This is a genomic window from Streptomyces sp. NPDC090032 (assembly GCF_044748025.1).
Classification (GTDB): Bacteria; Actinomycetota; Actinomycetes; order Streptomycetales; family Streptomycetaceae; genus Streptomyces.
Map to the genome: position 1 here is coordinate 111,689 of NZ_JBIVFF010000017.1, position 15,639 is coordinate 127,327.

The following is a 15,639-nucleotide window of genomic DNA, read 5'->3' on the forward strand; positions in this document are numbered from 1 at the left end:
GTCTTGTACGTTCCTTGCATGGTGCCCCGGCCCGAGATCTCCGCCTGGCGCCCGCAGGTCGCGGGTGTCGTGGAGGTGTTCCACGCTCACTTCACGGAGCACGCGTACCCCATGCACGTCCACGACGTGTGGACCCTGCTGATCGTCGACGACGGCGCGGTCCGCTACCACCTGGACCGCCACGAGCGCGGCACCCCGGACGACACGGTCAGCCTGCTTCCGCCGGGTGTCCCGCACGACGGGTCGCCCGCCACCGCACGCGGCTTCCGCAAGCGCGTCCTGTACCTCGACATGACGCAGCTCGACGCGACCTTCATCGGAGCGGCGGTGGACGGGCCCGACCTCACCGACCCCGTCCTGCGCACCCGCGTCGGCCTGCTCCACCGCGCCCTCGCACACCCGGGCGACGAGTTCGAGGCACAGAGCCGCCTCGCCCTGATCGCCGAACGGCTGCGCACCCATCTGCGCCCCGGGGTCCCCGTTCCCGAGCGGCCCGGCCGGGGCGTGGCCCACGACCTGCGGGACCTCCTGGACGCACGGCTCCTCGACGGCATCGCTCTCGAGGAGGCGGCACGTCTCGTCCACGCCCACCCGACCCATCTCGTACGCGCCTTCAGCGGCGCCTTCGGCATCCCGCCGCATCAGTACATGATGTCCCGCCGCGTCGATCTGGCCCGTCGCCTGCTCCTCGACGGTCGGCCGCCGGGCGAGGTCGCGACCGCCGCCGGCTTCTACGACCAGTCCCACCTGACCCGGCACTTCAAGCGGGTCCTCGGCACCACCCCGGGCCGCTACGCCGCATCGCGCCCTGAGCGCTTCGGGTGTTTTTAGCGGGTGTTGCGCACGTTCACGCACCCACTTCCCCCTAACGTCGTTGCACGGATGCCGCCGGGCTCCGAGGCCGGGCCGCGACAAGACCCAGGGAGTGTGCGTGAAGGTTGTCTGTGTCGGTGGAGGTCCCGCCACCCTGTACCTCTCGATCCTGCTGAAGCTTCAGGCCCCTTCGCACGACATCACCGTCTTCGAGCGCAACCCGGCCGGGTCCACCTACGGCTGGGGTGTCACGTACTGGCCGGACATGCTGGAGCGGCTCAGGCGCCACGACCCGCACTCCGCGGCCGAGATCGGCGAGGGGTCGCTGCGCTGGCGTGACGGCGTCGCCCATGTCGGGGAGCGCACCACGACCCACCAGGGCGACGAAGGCTTCGCCATCGGCCGGCACAAGCTCCTCGGCATCCTCGCCCGGCGGGCGGAGTCCCTCGGCGTCGGCATCGAGTACGGCCACGAGGTCCCGGGCCGCGAGCAACTGCCCGAGGCCGACCTGGTCGTGGCCGGTGACGGCGCCAACAGCCGTATGCGCGACAGCCATGCGGGCCACTTCGGCACGCACACCACCCTGGGCCGCAACCCCTACCTCTGGCTCGGCACGACCAAGGTGTTCCGCTCGTTCACCTTCGCCTTCGCCGAGACGGCCCACGGCTGGATCTGGTGCTACGCCTACGGGTACAGCGACGGGCACAGCACCTGCGTCGTCGAGTGCTCCAACGCGACGTGGCAGGGCCTCGAACTGGACCGTCTGCCCCAGCCGGAGGCCCTGCGGCGCTTGGAGGGAATCTTCTCGTCGCTCCTCGAAGGCCACCCCCTCGTCGGACGCAGCGACCTCGGCGGCCCGGCCCCCTGGCAGACCTTCCGCACCCTCACCAACCGGACCTGGTCGCACGGCAATCTGGTGCTGCTGGGCGACGCCGCGCACACCACGCACTACTCCATCGGCGCGGGCACGACCCTCGCGATGCAGGACGCGATGGTCCTGGCGAGCTCCCTCGCCGGCGCGAAGGCGATCCCTCCTGCGCTCGCCCACTACGAACGCACCCGCAAGAGCGAGCTGCTGTCCGTCCAGAGCGCGGCCCGGCACAGTGCCCAGTGGTACGAGAACCTCCCCCGTTACATCCAGCTCCCGCCGCCCCACATGTTCGCCCTGCTCGGCCAGCGGCACTCGCCGCTGCTCCCGCACGTCCCGCCCCAGCTCTACTACCGGATCGACCAGGCCGCCGACCAGTTGCAGTCGCTGCGCAGACTCAAGCAGTGGCTGGGACCGCGCCTCGCCCGGACACTCCAGAACCGCAACTCCGCGCGCGGGTAAGGCGCGTCGGATCAGAGCCTGATGATGACGAGGGCCGTGTCGTCGGTGTTGCCGCCGCGCGGGATCAGTTCGGCGAGGACGGCGTCGGCGAGGCGTTCCGCGTCCGCCGACGCGTTGCGGGTCAGGCAGTCGGCGAGCCGGTTCAGGCCCGTGTCGATGTCCTCGCGGCGCCGCTCGACCAGGCCGTCGGTGTAGAAGACAAGGGCGGCCCCGTCCTCGAAGGCGGTCTCGGCCTGCGGTCTGGGGGTGTGTGCGAGGCGGGCGCCGAGCGGTGGGTCGGTCGCCCCGTCGAGGAATTCCACGGTGGCGTCGGTGTGCAGCAGCGCGGGCGGAAGATGGCCGGCGCTGCTGTAGGTGACGGTGTGGCGGTCGTGGTCGATGACTGCCAGTGCGGCGGTGGTGGACTCGGCGCCCTCGACCGAGCGGGCGTAGAGGCCGAGTGCGTCGAGCGCCGCCGCGGGGCCGTCGGCGACAAGCACGGCGGCACTCAGGGCGCTGCGGAGCTGGCCCATGACGCCGGCCGCGTGCAGTCCGTGGCCGACGACATCACCCACGGTCACCGCGAGCCGGTCGCCGGGCAGTTCGACCAGGTCGTACCAGTCGCCGCACACGTTCAGGGCGCCCACGGCCGGCCGGTAGCGCACGGCCGCCCGTCCGCTGCCGACGGACTCCGGCATCGGCAGCATCGCGGCCTGGAGGGTCAGGGCGACCTCGCGCTCACGGGCGTGGGCCTGGCGCAGCCTCTCGTTGACCTCCTGAAGTTCCCTGGCGCGGGTGTACAGCTCCGCCTCCAGCACCCGGGCCCGGTCACCGTCGCGGCCGCCCTTGGCGAGGATCAGCTCGGTGACCTCCTCCACCCGGTGCAGCAGCAGCACGACGCTGCCGTCCGGACCGAAGACCGGGGCGTTGACGGGGCTCCAGTACCGCTCGTCCCACTGGCCGGGCCGGTCGGGGTACTCGACGTCGTACCGCTGGAGCGCCATGGCGTCGCGTTCCCCGGTGGCCACCACCCTGCGCAGCGACAGCTCCAGGTTGCGCATGCCGGACGCACCGTCGTCGTTGGGGTTGTCGGGGAACACGTCGAACAGATACCGGCCGACGAGCTGTTCACGAGTGCGTCCCGACATCTGACAGAACGCTTCGTTTGCATCCGCGTACACGAGGTCGGGCCTGAGCAGTGCGACCGATCCGGGCAGCGCCTGGAACACCTGCTCGTAGTCGATTCCGGAATCCCTCACGACGCGTTCGCCTCCTTGCCTGTGCCGCGCGCGGCGAAGGGTGCCGGGCACCCCGCGGGCGAACGACCAAGGGTGTCCCAGCCGCGGGGGCCGGAGCTCCGATTACGTCATCGGTGGCGTGTCCCATGCCGTATCCGCACCCTCCCGCCGTTCGCCAGGCCACGGTCAGTGATGCCAGGCGTGACCGCCCGTGTTGTGGATGAAGCGCTGCAGCACCTTCAAAGTGGTGAGGTAGTCCTCGTCCGAGACGCCCGCGTGCCGCTCGGCCCACAACTCCCGCTGGAGCGCGGCCACTTCGTCGAAGAAGCCCTTGCCCGTCGCCGTGAGCGAGAGCCGCTCCCCGGCGTCCTCGGTGATCCAGCCGTGAGCGATCGTCGCATCGATCTCCTCCGCCAGGCCTGCCCCGCCCACGTCGAGATAGCCACTGAGGGTGTCGGTCACCTCACCCCGGGTCTTGACGTGGTCGGCCCGTGCGACCTGCGCGAGGATCCACCACTGCGGCTGGGTGGTGCCCTTCTCCGCGAGGGCGCCCCGCGTGCGGGTGACGACCGCCTTGTAGGCGGCCCAGGCCCAGTAGCCGATGGGCTGCTCGATCAGTTCCGCGTCGCTGTGCGAGAACTCCATTGCTCATTCGCTCCGTCCTGTGCGCAAAGCCCTCCGGTCCCTCCGAGTCTAGAAACTGAACCACGGTTGAGGTCCAGGGCTTGTGGCGGGATGGATCGCGCGATTTCGGATCGCGCGGGGCCGCCGCGCCCTGGCACGCTGCTGTCATGAGTGATGCGGAAGTGCTCCTCCTCGGCGGACGGGCCGGTGTCGGCAAGACGACGGTGGGCTGGGAGGTGTCGGCCCTCCTGTGCGCCATGGAGGTGTCACACGCGGTGATCGAGGGCGACTTCATGGGGCAGGTGCATCCGGCGCCTGCGGGCGACCCGCGCCGGGCCGGGATCACCGAGGACAATCTGACGGCCGTGTGGGGCAACTTCGCCCGCCGCGGCTACCGCCGCCTCATCTACACGAACACGGTGAGTGTGCTGCCCGAGGCGGCCGGCATGTTCGAGCGCGCGATGGGAGCGGGAGTGCGGATCGTACGGGTCCTGCTCACCGCCTCCGACACCACCGCAGGCCTGCGGCTGACCGCCCGCGAACTCGGCTCGGAGCTGGAGAAGGAGCTGCAGGGCAGCGCCCGCAAGGCATGCCTCCTGGACGAGCGGGCACCCGCGGACACGGTCCGGGTGGCGACCGACGGGCGGACGGTCACGGACATCGCCGCCGAGGTGCTGGCCGCGACCGGCTGGACGGACCGGCCTCCCACATCCGGGTGGGCCTAGGCCGTGCCCGCAATCCGCTCCGCGGCGCCTAACCGACCGTTCCCGAGCGGGCCAGCCAGCGGCCCCCGTGGCGTGACACCTCGATGGGACGGCCGAAGCAGGTCGTCATCCGGGCGGCCGTGAGCACCTCGTCGGCCCGGCCCTGCGCCAGCACGCGGCCGTCACGCAGGAGCAGGGCGTGGCCGATCGCCGGCGACAGCTCCTCCAGGTGGTGGGTGACGGTGATGGTCGCCAACTCGCGGCGCCCTTCTGCGAGTTGACGCATAGTGTCGATGAGGTCCTCACGCGAGGGCAGATCGAGCGCGTTGAACGGCTCGTCGAGGAGGAGCAGGGACGGGTCCGCCATCAGCGCACGGGCGATGAGGATGCGGGCCCGCTGGCCGCCGGAGCACACGCCGTACGGCCGGTCCGCGAGCTCCTTGATGTCGAGTTCGGCCAGGAGCGTGTGCGCGCGCTCGCGCACGTCGGCGTCGTATTTGCGCCACAGCGGCTGCACGGTGCCGGTGTGCCCGGTCAGGACGACGGCGTGCCCGGTGAGGTCCTGCGGCACGCGCTGCGCGCTCGACACCAGGCCGATGTGCGCACGCAGTTCGCGTACGTCGACCTTGCCGAGGCGGTGGCCGAGGACCTCGACGGTGCCGGTGGTGGGGTGCATCAGGGCGCCGATGAGGCGGAGCACGCTGGTCTTGCCCGCGCCGTTGGCGCCGAGCAGGGCCCAGTGTTCACCGGACCGCACCGTCCAGTTGATGTCGTCGAGGATGACCTGGCCCGTCGTGAACCTGCGCACACAGGCTCCGTCGAGGGCGGCGACGATCCGTCCGTTGCTCACTGACGCCTCCTGTCGAATGGACCGGAACAGGTTAGCTGCACACGGCATCCAAACGCTGAGAAGTCCAGTTCGTGGACCTCGGCGGGCGTCCGGGGCGCCTGGCCCCGTCTCGTAGGGTCGTCATCACCGCTCACCCGAGGAGAAGCTCGTGACCATAGCCTTCAACGACGTACGGGCCGCAGCCGACCGCATCGCGGGGCACACGAGGCCGCTCGTCTTGGCCCCCACGGACGACGGGGCGTTCGGTGCGGCCGAAGGGTGGCTGGCGTTGGAGTTCATGCAGCACACCGGCTCGTTCAAGGCGCGCGGCGCCTTCAACTTCGTCAGCAGTCACATGGAGGCCGGCCTGATGCCGGACGCGGGTGTCGTCATCGCTTCCGGGGGCAACGCCGGGCTCGCCTGTGCCTGGGCCGCGGCCCGGCACTCCGTCCAGGCCACCGTCTTCGTCCCCGAGACGGCTCCCGCGGTGAAGGTCGACAAGCTGAGGCGGCTGGGCGCCACGGTCCGGCAGGTCGGCACGGAGTACGCACAGGCGCTGGACGCGTCTCAGAAGTACGCGGCCGAGAGCGGTGCCCTGGAGTCCCACGCGTACGACCACCCGCTGATCGCGGCCGGTGCCGGCACGGTCATGGAGGAACTCGTTCGGGCGCGGCCCGGTGTCGACACCGTCCTGGTCGCGGTGGGCGGCGGCGGACTGTTCACGGGCATCGCCGTGTCGGCGCGGGAGCACGGCGTGCGCGTCGTGGCCGTGGAGCCGGAGCGCTGCTGCGCCCTGCACTCGGCTCTGGAGGCGGGCGCGGTGGTCGACGTACCGGTCGACTCCGTGGCGGCGGACTCCCTCGGCGCGCGTCGCACCTGCGAGATGGCGCTCGAATGGGCGGGCCAGGACCACGTACGGTCCGTTCTCGTGCCGGACGAGGCGATCGTGTCGGCCCGCAAGGCCCTGTGGGACGACCGTCGGCTCGCGGTGGAGCATGCGGCGGCCACGGCGCTCGCGGCGGTGACCTCGGGCGTCTACACGCCCGCACCCGGTGAGCGGGTCGCCGTGATCCTCTGCGGGGCGAACACGGACCCCGGCGACCTCACGCGGGGCACACGCCTCGTGTCCTGAGCGTGCACCCCCGCGGGCTTTCCAGCGCGAACCCGCGCGATCGAACTTACGATGGACTTCTCCGGTCGCTCCCCCGCGCACGCCCACGGGGACCGGCGCCGGGGCGAGACGCCGATGAGTTCGGGGTGGAAGACGCATGGCAGAGGCCGCAGGCCCAGCGCGCACCGTCATTCTGACCGTGGACGACGACCCGGGGGTCTCCCGCGCCGTCGCCCGGGACCTGCGGCGCCGCTACGGCGAGTCGTACCGGATCGTCCGCGCGGAGTCCGGGGCGTCCGCCCTGGACGCGCTGCGCGAGCTGAAGCTGCGCGGCGACCTCGTGGCGGTGATCCTGGCCGACTACCGGATGCCCGAGATGAACGGCATCGAGTTCCTCGAGCTGGCCATCGACATCTATCCGGGCGCGCGCCGGGTCCTGCTGACCGCGTACGCCGACACGAGCGCGGCCATCGACGCGATCAACGTGGTCGACCTCGACCACTACCTCCTCAAGCCCTGGGACCCGCCGGAGGAGAAGCTCTATCCCGTCGTGGAGGACCTGCTGGAGACCTGGCGGGCCACCGACCGCAAGCCGGTGCCGACCACGAAGGTCGTCGGGCACAGGTGGTCGGCGCGGTCGTCGGACGTGCGGGAGTTCCTCGCCCGTAACCAGGTGCCCTACCGGTGGTACTCGTCGGACGATCCGGAGGCCAGGTGCCTGCTGGCCGCCGCCGGGCAGGACGGCTCACGGCTCCCGCTCGTGATCACCCCGGACGGCACGGCCCTGGTCGAACCCGAGGACGCGGAGCTGGCGGCGCGGGTGGGCCTGGCGACGACGCCGACCGCCGACTTCTACGACCTGGTCGTCGTGGGCGGCGGACCCGCGGGGCTCGGCGCGGCCGTCTACGGGGCGTCCGAGGGTCTGCGGACGGTCCTCGTGGAGCGCTCGGCGACCGGCGGGCAGGCGGGCCAGAGCTCACGGATCGAGAACTACCTCGGATTCCCGGACGGCGTGTCCGGGTCACAGCTCACCGAACGGGCCCGGCGGCAGGCCACCAGGTTCGGCGCCGAGATCCTCACCGCTCGTGAGGTGACGGGCCTGGAGGTGAACGGCGCCGCGCGCACCGTGCTGTTCTCGGACGGCTCCACGGTCTCCGCGCACAGCGTGATCCTCGCGACCGGTGTGTCCTACCGGCAGCTCGACGCCCCCGGCCTCGCGGGACTCACGGGGTGCGGGGTCTTCTACGGTTCAGCGCTGACGGAGGCGAGCGCCTGCCACGGCCACGACGTGTACATCGTCGGCGGCGCGAACTCGGCGGGACAGGCCGCCATGTTCCTGGCGAGGGGAGCCAAGTCCGTCACGCTCCTCGTGCGGGGTCCGTCGATGGCCGCCTCGATGTCGCACTATCTCGTCCAGCAGATCGAGGACGCGGCCAACATCTCCGTACGCACCGGCACCGTCCTCGACGCCGCGCACGGCTCCGGCCATCTGGAACAGCTGACCCTGCGCGACGTGGCGAGCGGGCACACCGAACTCGTCGACGCGCAATGGCTGTTCGTGTTCATCGGGGCGGCCCCGCTGACCGGGTGGCTGGAGGGGACCGTGCTGCGGGACAGGCGGGGGTTCATCATGGCGGGTCCCGACCTGACCCCGGACGGGCGGCCGCCCGCGGACTGGGAGCTCGACCGGCCGCCGTACCACCTGGAGACCAATGTGCCCGGCGTGTTCGTGGCCGGGGACGCGCGCTCCGAGTCCGCCAAGCGCGTCGCGTCCGCCGTCGGAGAGGGAGCCATGGCCGTCATGCTCGTACACCGGTACCTGGAGCAGTCGTGAGCGGGCGGCGCGTTCCGTGCAACCGCGAGGAACTGGGCACACTGTTCCTGTTCGAGAAGCTCGACGAGGACCAGCTCGACCGGCTCTGCCGCGAGGGCCGCGTGGAGGCTTTCGAGCCCGGGCCCGTATACGCGGAGAGCGATCAGGCGACCTGCTTCTACGTACTCCTCGAGGGTGAGCTCGTCCTTTCGCGGCGCGTCGGCGCCGACGACGTCGAGGTGACGCGGAGTTCCAGCCGCGGTGTGTACTCGGGCGCCTTCCAGTCCTACCTCGGCGATCGCACCCCGCAGACGTACAACAGCTCGATGCGGGTCACGGAGCCTTCGCGGTTCTTCGTCCTGCCGGCCGAAACCTTTGCCGCCGTCATGCGGGAATGGTTCCCCATGGCCGTCCACCTGCTGGAAGGGCTCTTCTTCGGTGTCCAGAGCGCCCAGCAGATGATCGGGCAGCGGGAGCGGCTCCTCGCCCTCGGCTCCCTGTCGGCCGGGCTCACCCATGAGCTCAACAATCCGGCCGCCGCGGCGGCGCGGGCCACGTCGTCGCTGCGGGAGCGGGTCGCGGGCATGCGGCACAAGCTGGGCGCGATCGCCGCCGGCCCGTACCAGCGGGCCACGCTGGAGACGCTCATCGAGATCCAGGAGCGGACGGCCGAGCAGGTGTCCAAGGCTCCTGCACTGACCCCCCTCGAAACCTCCGACCGCGAGGACACCCTCACGGACTGGCTGGACGACCACGGGATCACCGCCGGCTGGCAGCTGGCGCCGAACTTCGTCCAGGCGGGCCTCGACGTCGACTGGCTCGACCAGGTCGCGTCGGCCGTCGGCGAGGAGACCCTCGAAGGCGCGATGCGGTGGCTGAACTACACGGTCGAGACCGAACTCCTCATGAACGAGATCGAGGACTCCACCGCGCGGATCTCCCACCTCGTCGACGCGGCCAAGCAGTACTCGCAGATCGACCGGGCTCCTTCCCGGTTCGCCGACGTGCACGAACTGCTCGACAGCACACTGATGATGCTCTCCGGCAAGTTCGGTCACGGCATCAAGGTCGTCAAGGACTACGACCGCACGCTTCCCGAGATCCCCGCCTATCCCGGCGAACTCAACCAGGTGTGGACGAACCTGATCGACAACGCGGTCGCGGCGATGAACAGCACGGGCGGCAAGGGCACGTTGACGGTGCGTACCGCCCTCGACCGCGACCACCTGCTCGTGGAGTTCCGCGACACGGGGCCGGGGATCCCGGCAGACATCCGTGGCCGCATCTTCGACCCGTTCTTCACCACCAAGCCGGTGGGCGAGGGGACCGGGCTCGGCCTCGACATCTCCTGGCGCATCGTCGTCAACAAGCACCACGGCCATCTCGAAGTGCACTCCACGCCCGGAGACACCCGTTTCCAGGTGTTCCTCCCCCTCACCTCCGCGGACCCCGAACCCGAACCCGACCCCCCTCAGGAGCCTTCATGAGCACCCAGAACGGAATCGACCCTTCGGTTCCGCCGAGCGGCGACGGATGTGTCGAGTGCGACGCGCTCGGCGGCTGGTGGTTCCATCTGCGGCGCTGCGCGCAGTGCGGCCACATCGGCTGCTGCGACGACTCACAGGGCAAGCACGCGACGGAGCACGCCAAGACCACGGGCCACCCGGTGATCCGCAGCTTCGAGCCGGACGAGAGCTGGTTCTGGGACTACAACACGTCCTCGCTCATCGAATCGGGCCCGGACCTCGCTCCCCCGGCCAGCCACCCGACGACCCAGTCGACCCCCGGCCCCGCGAACCGAGTCCCCTCGAACTGGACCGAGTTGCTGGGCTGACGGGGTTCCCCGGCCGGGCGAGCTCCGGATCAGGCCGCCCCCGGGGCCGTGAAGAGCACGTCCGCCGAGTGCGTCGTCGTGTCCGCGTCGCTGCCGAGGGCCCAGGCCGCGACCCTCGACGCCGTGGCGGCCGGGATCTCCTCACTGATGCCCGGGGCCGCCGGGACGTTCTGCGTCGCGTGGGCGTCGTACGGCAGAACCACCCGGTAGCCCCGCGCGAGAGCGGTGCGGGCCGTCGCCTGGACGCACATCTCGGACATCACGCCGCAGACCGCAAGCGCCTCGACCCCCGCGCCCGAGAGCACGCCGCCCAGCGTGGTCCCGTCGAAGCCGTCGTCCTTGGGCTTGCGGATCACGACCTCGGCCGGGCCCGGCTCGACCGGGTGGTGGAGCTCCCAGCCCGGCGTGTGCGGTTCGTCGTCCTCCCCGGGCTGTCCGTCGTTCTGGAGGTGCACGACAAGCGCCCCGCCGCTACGGGCGCGTGCGATCAGGTCCGTCGTCCGCTCCACGAGACGGTCCGCGTCGGGTACCGCCCCGTCGCCGACGACGAACGCCGACTGGACGTCCACGACGATCAGGGCCTCCACGCGATGAGTCATGAGGCCATCATGACCGTCGCCACCGGGCACCTCCACGAGGTTTTGCCCGCCCTCGCGCCTGTGTTCCACTGACGTCGGAGGCCGATCAGGCCTCTGACGTGGGCGTTGGAGCCGGCGCCCGATGAGCGAGAGCAGGAGAAGCGCGATGACGACGACCGCGAAGCCGAGCGTGCAGCACGAGGACGAGCAGGTGCGGGTGACCCGCTGGGACTTCGAGCCCGACACACGTACCGGCCGTCACGTCCACGAGCACGACTATGTGGTCGTGCCCGTGGTGGACGGCCGGATCAGCGCGTTCGCCGCCGACGGCACCGTGACCGAGTCGCAGCTGCGCGCGGGCGAGTCCTACGCGCGCTCTGCGGGCAGCGAGCACGATGTCGTCAACACGGGCGGTACGTGGCTGGCGTTCGTCGAGATCGAGCTCAAAGGGACGTCGAAAGCCGTGGCGTAGCGCGCAGTTGACCGCCTGACGGCGGTGGCCTGACAGTGGTCACCTCACGTCGGTCACCTGACGGCGGTCACTTGACGAGGTACTTGCAGCCGGCGATCGACTTGCCGCCCTTGTTGTCCGCGACCTGCTTGCCGTCGACCTTGATGACGCAGGAGGCCGGCTCGAGCTGTCCGTCCGAGGCGGTCGCCGAGCCGGGGACGATCGACACCAGGCTGCCGACCTTCAACTCGGCTCCCTTGATGGTGAGTCGGGTCGTCTTCGTCCAGGGCAGTTTCACCTGCTCCGTCTTGCTCTCGCCGGCCGTCCAGAAGACCTGCGTGCTGCCCTGACCCTCCACCTCGAAGGTCACCTCGCGGGTGGCCTCCTGACCCCCGGCCGGCTTCGAGGCGGCGTGCGAGGGGGCCTTCGACGTGTCCTGCTTCGCCCCGGCGCCCTTGCCGTCCTCTCCACCGCTGCCGCACCCGGTCAGCAGAGCGGCTGTCGCCGCGACCAGAGCAATACCGGTTACCGTCCTGCGCACGTTTCCTCCGTGATCCCCGTACAACTCAGCATGCCGGCCCGCGCACCTCGCGCGCGGGCCGAACTGCTGAGCATACTGGGGCGCCTGGGACGGTCACCCAGAGCGTAGGCAGCCCGTCCACATCTCCTCGGCAATCCCCGACACTCCTCGACTCGTCATGGCTCTAGGAAGGTTCGGGCCCCGGCGCTACCCTCCGCGCATGATTTCGACCGTTGTCTGGGGTACCGGAAATGTCGGGCGCGCGGCGATCCGTGCCGTCGAGGCCCACCCGGCGCTGGAACTCGTCGCCGTACTGGTCCACGACCCCGCGAAGGTCGGCCGGGACGCGGGTGAACTCGCGGGCCTCGAGCGCGAGTTGGAGGTCAGGGCGAGCGACGACATCGGCGCGGTGCTGGCCGCCCGCCCTCGCGCCGTCGTCTACGCGGCCTCCGGCGACATCCGTCCCGACGACGCCCTGGCCGACATCACCCGGGCCATCGGGTCCGGCGCCGTCGTCGTCTCCCCCGCCCTCTATCCGCTCTACGACCACCGGAGCGCCCCGCCGGAGTTCCGGGATCCGGTGGCGGCCGCCGTCGCGGACGGCGGCGGCTCCCTCTTCGCCTCCGGAGTCGACCCGGGCTGGGGCAACGACGTCCTGCCGCTCCTCGTCAGCGGGCTCGGCAGCACCGTCGACGCGATCCGCTGCCAGGAGATCTTCGACTACTCGACCTACGACCAGCCCGACTCGGTACGGCTCCTGGTGGGCATGGGCCAGCCGATGGACTACGACCCGCCCATGCTGTGGGACACCGTCCCCACCATGGTGTGGGGCGGGCAGATACGTCTGATGGCGCGGGCGCTCGGGGTCGAACTCGACGAGATCCGCGAGACGTTGGACCGCCGCCCGCTCGACGCCACGGTGAGCACGCGCACGATGGGCGACTTCGAGGCCGGTACGCAGGGCGCCGTCCGGTTCGAGGTGCAGGGCGTCGTCGGGGGCGAACCCCTCATCGTCATCGAACACGTCACCCGCATCCACCCGTCCTGCGCGCCGGACTGGCCGACGCCCCCCGACGGCACCGGGGCACACCGGGTGGTCATCGAAGGCCGTCCGCGTATCGAGGTCACCGTCGAGGCCGCGGACGAGGGCGAGAACAGGTCCGCCGGCGGCAACGCCACCGCCGTCGGCCGGCTCGTGAACGCCATCGACTGGCTCGTGGACCAGGCCCCGGGCCTCTACGACGCGCTCGACGTCCCGCTGCGCCCCGCAGTCGGAAAGCTCGGCCATCGCGGAAGGAAGCAATGATGATCATCGACATCCCCGAGGGACAGGAACCGATCGGTTACGTCTGGGGGGACATGGTCCCCGGTATCGGCATGGCGGCCGCCAACTTCTCCCTGTCCGTGTACGCCCATACGACGCTGGGGCTGCGGGAGTTCGAGGCGGCCCGGCTGCGGATCGCGCAGATCAACGGCTGCCAGTTCTGCCTGGACTGGCGTACCGACCGGGACGGGGAGAAGGTCGAGGAGTCCTTCGCCGACGCGGTGACCGAGTGGCGCACCACCGGCACCTTCGACGACCGGACCCGTCTCGCAGCCGAGTACGCCGAGCGGTACGCGCTCGATCACCACGGTCTGGACGATGAGTTCTGGGCCCGGATGACCGCGCACTACAGCCAGGTCGAGATCGTGGAGCTGAGCATGAGCATCGGTTCCTGGCTCGCGTTCGGCCGGCTCAACCACGTACTGGGCCTCGACACCGTGTGCGTACTGCCCACGGCCTGAGACGCGGGGGCCGGGCGCGCGGCCCCCGCGTTCCGCACCTTCCTCCATGGATCAGTCGCGCTGCAGATCAGCCGCCCTGGAGATCAGTCGCGATGATCTTCTCGATGTTCCGCTCGGCGAGCGCCGTGATCGTGACGAACGGGTTGACGCTCGTGTTCCCAGGGATCAGCGAGCCGTCGATCACGTAGAGGCCCGCATAGCCGTGCAGGCGGCCGTAGTTGTCGGTGGCCTTGTTCAGGACCGCGCCACCGAGCGGGTGGTACGTGAGGTGGTCGCCCCAGATCTTGTACAAGCCGAACAGATCGGTGCGGTAGATCGTGCCCTCCTTCGCGTTGATCTTGTCGAAGATCGTCTTGGCCATGTCGATGGAGGTCTGCTTCCAGGCCGTCTGCCAGTTCAGATCGGCCTTGCCCGCCTGCGCGTTCCACGAGAACTCGGCGCGGTGCGGGGTGTTCGTGATCGACAGGTAGAACGAGGCGTAGGTCTCGATCCCGGTCGGCAGCGGCGCGACCTCGGCGAACGCTCCTCCGGCCGCCCAGTTGTCGATACCGCCGCAGGGGATCGACGCCTGGACCTTGCCGGTCGGGTCCCACAGATGATTCGCCCGGCCGCACATGACGTTGCCGTTGTCGCCCCAGCCCTTGCCGACCTCGCCGTTCAGGGCGGGCAGGGCGCCGGTGGCCTTGAGCTGGACCAGGAGCTTGCTGGTGCCGACGCTGCCGGCCGCGAAGAACACCTTGTCCGCCGTCACGGTCTTGGTGGCGATGGTGGTGCCGGTGGTGTCGATCTGGTCGATGACGACCGTGTAGCCGTCGCCGGGTGCGGGCGCGACCGAAGTCACCTTGTGCAGCGGCGAGATGGAGACCTTCCCGGTGGCCCTGGCCTGGGCCAGATAGGTCTTCTGGAGTGACTTCTTGCCGTAGTTGTTGCCGTAGAGGATCTCCCCGGCGAGCGCCGACTTGGGGACGGTGCCGGCCGCCTCCTGCTTCATGTAGTCCCAGTCGTACACGTCGGGCACGAAAACGAAGGGGAAGCCGGAGCGCTGGGCGTGCTTGCGGCCGACGCGCGCGAACTGGTAGCACTCGGCGCTCTCGAACCAGGCCGGGTCCACGGTGCCGACGCCGAGAGCGGCGTTGGCGCGGGGGTAGTAGGTCGCGTACATCTCGGCGGCGTCGACCGACGGGAGGATGGCGCCGAAGTTCTCGCGCTTGGGCGTGACCGCCATGCCGCCGTTGACGAGGGAACCGCCGCCGACGCCGCGGCCCTGGTACACGATGATCCCGCCCATTTCCTCGGCGTCCAGAATTCCGGTGTAGCGGGGGACGTCCTTGTCGATCGGGAAGCCGAGGAAGTTGCTCAGGGGCTGTTTGGTCTTGGTCCGGAGCCAGTAGGAACGGGCGTCCGGGCTGGTCGTGTTGGCGAAGATCTTGCCGTCCGGTCCAGGGGTGTCCCAGGCCATCCCCATTTCGATCATGTGGACGTCGACGCCCGCCTGGGCGAGTCTCAGCGCGGCCACGGAGCCGCCGTATCCGGTGCCGACGACGAGGGCGCGGACGTGTGCGCCGGGGTCGATGGGGGCCGCGACGGGGGCGGTGGCCGCATGGGCCGAAGTGGCGTGGGCCGACAGGGCCGCAGCGCTCAGAATAGAACCAGTTCCAGCGATAAAAGTGCGTCGCGAGACGTTCTTGGAACCGATTGCACGCGTGGTAGAACCACTCATGGCATGTTCCTCACTTTCGATGGAATCGAAACGAGTTCTACTGCCGTTCGCACATCAAGTCACTACACACGAATAAGTAATTCATGTGCGCCGAATAGGTAACTCGCGTCCACTCAACACCAGGCGCACCGACGGCCCCTGGCGGTCATGGACGGCCGTGGCGGAGTTGGCACTGTCACACAGATCCAGGCAAGTCCCTGCATGTAAACAATCGAGCGGGTTACTACACTTCGTCAGGTTGTTCGGCGCCCGGCCGGACCGGCAGCACGGCTTTCATGCGGGATCACCGTTGATCCAGCTCCGGCGGCGA

Annotated in this window: 16 protein-coding genes; 10 read left to right on the forward strand and 6 right to left on the reverse strand. The window is 70.2% G+C overall.

Annotated features, from left to right (window positions below; genetic code table 11):
* Positions 1 to 18 precede the first annotated feature (18 nt).
* Together ACIPWY_RS34550 and ACIPWY_RS34555 are read left to right on the forward strand one after the other, a co-directional pair.
* Positions 19 to 831, forward strand: coding sequence for an AraC family transcriptional regulator (locus ACIPWY_RS34550; RefSeq protein ID WP_362907901.1), 813 nt, complete (start codon positions 19 to 21; stop codon positions 829 to 831).
* Between the two features lie 100 nt (positions 832 to 931).
* The gene (locus ACIPWY_RS34555; RefSeq protein ID WP_393702442.1) at positions 932 to 2,143 is read left to right on the forward strand and encodes an FAD-dependent monooxygenase; all 1,212 of its coding nucleotides are present in this window, start codon (positions 932 to 934) and stop codon (positions 2,141 to 2,143) included.
* Positions 2,144 to 2,154: 11 nt separating this feature from the next.
* Here the strand turns inward: ACIPWY_RS34555 and ACIPWY_RS34560 are convergent, their stop codons facing one another.
* Entirely contained in the window at positions 2,155 to 3,381 is a 1,227-nt protein-coding gene (locus ACIPWY_RS34560) for a SpoIIE family protein phosphatase (protein WP_362907899.1), read from the reverse strand.
* 165 nt (positions 3,382 to 3,546) lie between these two features.
* Positions 3,547 to 4,005 (reverse strand): MarR family winged helix-turn-helix transcriptional regulator, encoded by a 459-nt coding sequence (locus tag ACIPWY_RS34565; RefSeq protein ID WP_362907898.1) that lies wholly within the window; start codon positions 4,003 to 4,005, stop codon positions 3,547 to 3,549.
* 146 nt (positions 4,006 to 4,151) lie between these two features.
* On the opposite strand from ACIPWY_RS34565, the gene ACIPWY_RS34570 reads away from it, so the two are divergent.
* On the forward strand, positions 4,152 to 4,709 hold the full coding sequence (locus tag ACIPWY_RS34570) for a hypothetical protein (protein WP_401536397.1): 558 nt from the start codon (positions 4,152 to 4,154) through the stop codon (positions 4,707 to 4,709).
* 28 nt (positions 4,710 to 4,737) lie between these two features.
* Here the strand turns inward: ACIPWY_RS34570 and ACIPWY_RS34575 are convergent, their stop codons facing one another.
* On the reverse strand, positions 4,738 to 5,538 hold the full coding sequence (locus tag ACIPWY_RS34575; RefSeq protein ID WP_362907896.1) for an ATP-binding cassette domain-containing protein: 801 nt from the start codon (positions 5,536 to 5,538) through the stop codon (positions 4,738 to 4,740).
* 148 nt (positions 5,539 to 5,686) lie between these two features.
* On the opposite strand from ACIPWY_RS34575, the gene ACIPWY_RS34580 reads away from it, so the two are divergent.
* From ACIPWY_RS34580 to ACIPWY_RS34595, 4 genes are all read left to right on the forward strand, one after another.
* Positions 5,687 to 6,649, forward strand: a complete 963-nt coding sequence (locus ACIPWY_RS34580) for a threonine/serine dehydratase (protein WP_393702447.1) — start codon at positions 5,687 to 5,689, stop codon at positions 6,647 to 6,649.
* Positions 6,650 to 6,785: 136 nt separating this feature from the next.
* Complete coding sequence (locus ACIPWY_RS34585) at positions 6,786 to 8,462, forward strand: FAD-dependent oxidoreductase (protein ID WP_393702449.1); 1,677 nt, start codon at positions 6,786 to 6,788, stop codon at positions 8,460 to 8,462.
* Positions 8,459 to 9,928 (forward strand): ATP-binding protein, encoded by a 1,470-nt coding sequence (locus tag ACIPWY_RS34590; RefSeq protein ID WP_393702451.1) that lies wholly within the window; start codon positions 8,459 to 8,461, stop codon positions 9,926 to 9,928. Before ACIPWY_RS34585 ends, ACIPWY_RS34590 begins: the two co-directional genes overlap by 4 nt.
* The gene (locus ACIPWY_RS34595) at positions 9,925 to 10,275 is read left to right on the forward strand and encodes a UBP-type zinc finger domain-containing protein (RefSeq protein ID WP_362907892.1); all 351 of its coding nucleotides are present in this window, start codon (positions 9,925 to 9,927) and stop codon (positions 10,273 to 10,275) included. The genes ACIPWY_RS34590 and ACIPWY_RS34595 overlap by 4 nt, the downstream gene beginning before the upstream one ends.
* A 29-nt stretch (positions 10,276 to 10,304) precedes the next feature.
* Here the strand turns inward: ACIPWY_RS34595 and ACIPWY_RS34600 are convergent, their stop codons facing one another.
* Entirely contained in the window at positions 10,305 to 10,874 is a 570-nt protein-coding gene (locus tag ACIPWY_RS34600; RefSeq protein ID WP_393702453.1) for an isochorismatase family protein, read from the reverse strand.
* Between the two features lie 145 nt (positions 10,875 to 11,019).
* On the opposite strand from ACIPWY_RS34600, the gene ACIPWY_RS34605 reads away from it, so the two are divergent.
* Complete coding sequence (locus tag ACIPWY_RS34605) at positions 11,020 to 11,325, forward strand: cupin domain-containing protein (protein WP_362907890.1); 306 nt, start codon at positions 11,020 to 11,022, stop codon at positions 11,323 to 11,325.
* A gap of 67 nt (positions 11,326 to 11,392) precedes the next feature.
* On the opposite strand, the gene ACIPWY_RS34610 is transcribed toward ACIPWY_RS34605, so the two are convergent.
* The gene (locus tag ACIPWY_RS34610; protein ID WP_362907889.1) at positions 11,393 to 11,845 is read right to left on the reverse strand and encodes a hypothetical protein; all 453 of its coding nucleotides are present in this window, start codon (positions 11,843 to 11,845) and stop codon (positions 11,393 to 11,395) included.
* A 199-nt stretch (positions 11,846 to 12,044) separates the two neighbouring features.
* Here ACIPWY_RS34610 and ACIPWY_RS34615 point away from each other — a divergent pair, with 199 nt between their 5' ends.
* Both ACIPWY_RS34615 and ACIPWY_RS34620 read left to right on the forward strand, forming a co-directional pair.
* Positions 12,045 to 13,130: a dihydrodipicolinate reductase gene (locus ACIPWY_RS34615; protein ID WP_393702456.1), complete on the forward strand. Its 1,086-nt coding sequence runs from the start codon at positions 12,045 to 12,047 to the stop codon at positions 13,128 to 13,130.
* Positions 13,130 to 13,609, forward strand: a complete 480-nt coding sequence (locus tag ACIPWY_RS34620; protein WP_362907887.1) for a carboxymuconolactone decarboxylase family protein — start codon at positions 13,130 to 13,132, stop codon at positions 13,607 to 13,609. The genes ACIPWY_RS34615 and ACIPWY_RS34620 overlap by 1 nt, the downstream gene beginning before the upstream one ends.
* A 67-nt stretch (positions 13,610 to 13,676) precedes the next feature.
* Here the strand turns inward: ACIPWY_RS34620 and ACIPWY_RS34625 are convergent, their stop codons facing one another.
* Positions 13,677 to 15,329 carry a GMC oxidoreductase gene (locus ACIPWY_RS34625; protein WP_362907886.1) on the reverse strand — a complete coding sequence of 551 codons (1,653 nt, stop codon included), beginning with the start codon at positions 15,327 to 15,329 and terminating at the stop codon, positions 13,677 to 13,679.
* Positions 15,330 to 15,639 lie beyond the last annotated feature (310 nt).